The sequence below is a fragment of the Melaminivora alkalimesophila genome, from assembly GCF_000282995.1.
GTDB lineage: Bacteria > Pseudomonadota > Gammaproteobacteria > Burkholderiales > Burkholderiaceae_C > Melaminivora > Melaminivora alkalimesophila.
Map to the genome: position 1 here is coordinate 1 of NZ_ALEE01000250.1, position 3,655 is coordinate 3,655.

A 3,655-nucleotide genomic window follows, 5' to 3' on the forward strand; every position below is an offset into this window, starting at 1 on the left:
GGCGCCGCCGAGGCCGAGCCGGCGCGCCGCCCGGCCGCCGCCCAAGAGCTGGCGACCGCCTGAGCCGGCGGCGGGCGCATGGGGCGGCCCCTGTCCGGGCCGCCGCTCAGGACGCGCGGGCGGCCGCCTTCGGGATGGGGCGCGGGCGCCCGTTGTCGTCCAGCGCCACGTAGGTCAGGCGTGCCTCTGTAACCTTCACGTACTGGCCCTGCGCGCGGATGCGCTCGGCGTAGACCTCCACCTCCACCGTGATGGAGGTGTTGCCGATGCGCGTGACCTCGGCAAAGAACGACAGCAGGTCGCCCACGCGCACCGGTTGGCGAAAGACGAACTCGTTCACGGCGACGGTCGCCATGCGCCCCTGGATGTGGCGCGCCGGCAGCACCGAGCCCGCCAGGTCCACCTGGGCCATGACCCAGCCCCCGAAGATGTCGCCGTTGCCGTTGGTGTCGGCGGGCATGGGGATCACCTTGAGGACCAGCTCCTTGTCGCTGGGCAACTGGTGGCAGGGATGGTCGGGGGTCGGTGCGGTCATGGCGAAGGCAGGGGGTGCAAAACCTCGCATTATCCTGCAAGTGAGCGCAGCGCTGGCTGCCTGCACGTGCCGGGCCACGGGGCCACAATGGGCGCCTGGCCGTGTCCGGCCATGCCGCCCTGCCTGTTTCCTCCCTCCCTTCCCCTGCCCATGCGCCGTTCCGGCTCCGCTCCCCTTCCCCTGCCCGACGCCGACCCTGCGGCCCGCTCCGACTGGGCGACGCTCGCCCGCCTGTTGCCCTACCTGTGGCAGTACAAATGGCGCGTGGCGGCGGCCATCGCCTTCATGGTGGCGGCCAAGCTGTCGAACGTGGGCGTGCCGCTGCTGCTGAAAAAACTGATCGACGCCATGACCCTCCCGCCCGGCAGCACGGCCGCGCTGCTGGTGGTGCCGGTCGGGCTGCTGCTGGCCTACGGCGCGCTGCGCTTCGGCAACTCGCTGTTCAACGAGCTGCGCGAGCTGGTCTTCGCCAAGGCGACGCACGGCGCGGCACGGGCGATCGCGCTCAGGACCTTCGAGCACCTGCACGGCCTGTCGCTGCGCTTTCACCTGGAGCGCCAGACCGGCGGCATGACGCGCGACATCGAGCGCGGCGTGCGCGGCATCGAGTCGCTGGTGTCGTTCGCGCTGTTCAACATCGCCGCCACCTTCGTGGAGGTGCTGCTGGTGCTGTCCATCCTGGCAAGCCGCTTCGACGCCTGGTTCGCCGTGATCACGCTGGCGGCGCTGGTGCTGTACGTGGGCTGGACGGTGTGGGTGACGGAATGGCGCATCCAGTTCCGGCGCCAGGCGAACCAGTTCGATTCGGCCGCCCACACCAAGGCGGTGGATTCGCTGCTGAACTACGAGACCGTCAAGTACTTCAACAACGAGGCCTTCGAGGCGCGCCGCTATGACGAGAGCCTGGAGCGGCTGCGGCGCGCGCAGCTCAAGAGCCGCAGCACGCTCAGCCTGCTCAACGGCGGCCAGCAGCTGATCATCGCTGTCGCGCTGGTGGCGATCCTGTGGCGGGCCACGCAGGGCGTGGCGGACGGCCGGCTGACGCTGGGCGACCTGGTGATGGTCAACGCCTTCATGATCCAGATCTACATCCCGCTGAACTTCCTGGGCGTGGTGTACCGCGAAATCAAGCAGAACCTCACCGACCTGGACAAGATGTTCACGCTGATGGACCGCGAGCAGGAGATCGCCGATGCGCCGGATGCGCAGCCGCTGGAGCTGCCCCGCGCGCCCACCGTGCGCTTCGAGGATGTGCACTTCGCCTACGAGCCGGCGCGGCCGATCCTGCAGGGCCTGAGCTTCGAGATCCCGGCCGGCCGGACGGTGGCGGTGGTTGGGCCCTCGGGCGCGGGCAAGAGCACGCTCGGCCGGCTGCTGTTTCGCTTCTACGACGTGCAGGCGGGCCGGATCACCGTGGATGGCCAGGACATCCGCGGCGTGACGCAGCAATCGCTGCGCCGGGCGATCGGCATCGTGCCGCAGGACACGGTGCTGTTCAACGACACGGTGGCCTACAACATCGCCTACGGCCGCCCCGAGGCCACGCAGGCGGAAGTCGAGCAGGCGGCGCGCGCGGCGCACATCCACGATTTCATTGCCGCCCAGCCCAAGGGCTACGAGACCATGGTGGGCGAGCGCGGCCTGAAACTGTCCGGTGGTGAAAAGCAGCGCGTGGCGATCGCCCGCACGCTGCTGAAGAACCCGCCGATCCTGATCTTCGACGAGGCGACCAGCGCGCTGGATTCGGCCAACGAGCGCGCCATCCAGGCGGAATTGCGCGCCGTCGCGCAGGGCAAGACCACGCTGGTGATCGCGCACCGCCTGTCCACGGTGGTCGATGCGCACGAGATCCTGGTCATGGACGCCGGGCGCATCGTCGAGCGCGGCACGCACGCCGCGCTGCTGGCGGCGGGCGGGCGCTACGCGCAGATGTGGGCGCTGCAGCGCCACGGCGGCGCCCAGCCTGCTTCCTAACGGGGCAGGCTTGCCGAGGAGGGCGGCCGCTGCGTCGCCGGGGGCCCCGCAAGTGGCGAGGCGCTAACCGGACTGCCTGCACAAGGATAATGGCTGCCATGGAAACCAAATGGCTTGAGGACTTCGTCAGCCTGGCCGAGACGCGCAGCTTCAGCCGCTCGGCGCAGCTGCGCCACGTGACGCAACCGGCGTTCTCGCGCCGCATCCAGGCGCTGGAGGCCTGGGCCGGCACCGATCTGGTGGACCGCAGTTCCTACCCCACCAGCCTGACGGCGGCGGGCACCACGCTGTACGAGCAGGCGCTGGAAGTGCTGCAGGCGCTGCAGAACACCCGCGCCGTGATGCGCGCCCACTCCAGCACGCGCAGCGACATGGTCGAGTTCGCCGTGCCGCACACGCTGGCCTTCACCTTCTTTCCGGCCTGGGTGAGCGGGCTGCGTGCGGGCTTCGGGCCGCTCAAGAGCCGCCTGATCGCGCTCAATGTGCACGACGCCGTGATGCGCCTGGTGGAAGGGGGCTGCGACCTGTTGATCGCCTACTACCACGCCTCGCAGCCGATCCAGCTCGACCCCGAACGCTACGAGATGCTGACGCTCGGCCAGGAGCCGCTGGCCCCCTACACCAGGCCGGGCGCCGACGGCCAGCCGCTGCACCTGCTGCCCGGCCGCCCGGGCGAGCCGCTGCCCTACCTGGGCTATGCCCCGGGTGCCTACCTGGGGCGGGTGACGGAACTGATCCTCAAGCAGGCAGAGACGCCGATCCACCTGGACCGGGTGTACGAGACCGACATGGCGGAAGGCCTGAAGGCCATGGCGCTCGAAGGCCATGGGGTGGCTTTCCTGCCCTACAGCGCGGTGAAGAAGGAGCTGCGCGCGCGCAAGCTGGTAAGCGCGGTGGCGCCGGGCATGCCGCCGCTGCAGGAGACCATGGAAGTGCGCGCCTACCGGGAAAAGCCGGCCCGCCGGGAGCGCGCCAAGACCGTGGCACTGGCGCTGTGGGACTACCTGGCCGCACACACCGATCAGGGCGCGCGCTGAGGCCGACGCCATGCACGTGGAAACACTCTAGTCCCTGGGCCCGGTCTGCGCGCACAATACCCGCGCGAACGAATTGCAGTGCGCCCCGGCCGGCCGGCGCGGCGGGCCC

General features: G+C 70.1%; 3 protein-coding genes. 2 read left to right on the forward strand and 1 reads right to left on the reverse strand.

The genetic code is table 11. From position 1 onward, the window contains the following. Positions 1–106 precede the first annotated feature (106 nt). On the reverse strand, positions 107–535 hold the full coding sequence (locus A612_RS04540) for an acyl-CoA thioesterase (RefSeq protein ID WP_019373360.1): 429 nt from the start codon (positions 533–535) through the stop codon (positions 107–109). 150 nt (positions 536–685) lie between these two features. Between A612_RS04540 and A612_RS04545 the strand changes: the two genes are divergently transcribed. Then, complete coding sequence (locus tag A612_RS04545) at positions 686–2,509, forward strand: ABCB family ABC transporter ATP-binding protein/permease (protein WP_019373361.1); 1,824 nt, start codon at positions 686–688, stop codon at positions 2,507–2,509. Positions 2,510–2,607: 98 nt separating this feature from the next. After that, positions 2,608–3,546 (forward strand): LysR family transcriptional regulator, encoded by a 939-nt coding sequence (locus tag A612_RS04550; RefSeq protein ID WP_019373362.1) that lies wholly within the window; start codon positions 2,608–2,610, stop codon positions 3,544–3,546. Positions 3,547–3,655: the final 109 nt, after the last annotated feature.

Excerpts from the sequence above, each read along its gene's own strand:
- A612_RS04545 (WP_019373361.1), top strand. The coding sequence starts at position 686 with ATGCGCCGTTCCGGCTCCGCTCCCCTTCCCCTGCCCGACGCCGACCCT.
- A612_RS04540 (WP_019373360.1), bottom strand. The coding sequence starts at position 535 with ATGACCGCACCGACCCCCGACCATCCCTGCCACCAGTTGCCCAGCGAC.
- A612_RS04550 (WP_019373362.1), top strand. The coding sequence starts at position 2,608 with ATGGAAACCAAATGGCTTGAGGACTTCGTCAGCCTGGCCGAGACGCGC.